This is a genomic window from Moorena sp. SIO3I8 (assembly GCF_010692325.1).
Lineage (GTDB): Bacteria > Cyanobacteriota > Cyanobacteriia > Cyanobacteriales > Coleofasciculaceae > Moorena.
Window position 1 is genome coordinate 1 of record NZ_JAAHHW010000442.1, and the last position, 1,190, is coordinate 1,190.

The window sequence follows — 1,190 nt, forward strand, 5'->3', positions numbered from 1 at the left end:
TGTGACAGTACCCGTAAGGGTACCTTTTTTGACAGTATCCCCACGTCAGCTCCGCACCTGTTCAACTAGAGCTATCGTATACTTCCTCAGGGTAAGCTCATCTAAATTAGTATCAAAAACTACAGATAAAAGTTTTTTAATAGTATCAAACCAACCAAATATATTACCATTAGAGCCGAAATCCTCAATAGATTATCAGCTATTTCGCGTTGTTTATAATACATTTTATAGTATTGTTAAGGCAAGTAACTGGGGTTACCGGAACTTAAAGATTTTTCCAAATTCTGATCGAATGAAAATGAGGTAAATGGGTGGTGCGATGCGATCGCTATCAAGATAGAGTCCGAGCAAACAGCTGCCTGTACATCGACCCTCGGCATATAACCGACATCACCTATCCACAAAACCCCTAGCATATAAGTAGTCGGACAAAAGTAAAATTAACTGTTGAAATAGGGAACAGGGAACAGGGAACAGGGAACAGAGGAATTTTTGGCAACTTTACACAAGTTAATACCGCGATGCAGCGCGGTCTTGGGGGTTTCCCCCATGAGCGACTGCATCAAGAAGCGAGGTTTATTTTTTCCAGCTACTTAAGGCCTGGCAATTAGCTCTGTGGATATTTGTACTGGGGGTATCTCAACAGTATCTGGGGGGAGATAACCCAATATAGCTACAAGGTACCTCTATTTTAATAACCCTTATATATGAAGGGTTATGGCCATTTTAATTAACTGACTACTCTTTAAGGATGACAACAAGGCTCTAATGTTTGCTGTAGTTGGGATAGAGCTTTCAAGCCTCGCTGAAAATAGAGCCATTTATGAGGCTTGAGACTGATCAGACTCTGGGCAAGTTCTGACCATAAAGTCATGGCATTAACCCAAGCATAAGTCAATAATCCCATGGTAAAATTACTATGGTGTGGCTCAAAAAATTCCTTTCCTTTATGAAGACGACTGACATAATTAACCAGGGGAGTCTGTTGCAAGTAATGTCCCTCAAAAGTAGAGAGACTATAAGCTAAAGCAATTAGCATAACAAGGGCTAGTAAGCGAGTGGAATTAACCCGAGTTTGTTCTAAATTGTATCCACCGGTCTTACAGTCTTTAAATAGTGTTTCAATTCCCCATCTAGCGCGATAAACTGTTAAAGTCTTCTCAAGAGTAGGTAAGCTGGTCAGCAAGTAC

General features: G+C 40.5%; 1 protein-coding gene. It reads right to left on the reverse strand.

Going from position 1 to position 1,190, the window contains the following annotated elements; all coding sequences use genetic code 11:
- Window positions 1-745: 745 nt before the first annotated feature.
- The coding region (locus F6K51_RS37750; protein ID WP_293031414.1) for a transposase at window positions 746-1,190 on the reverse strand (445 nt) is incomplete at its 5' end.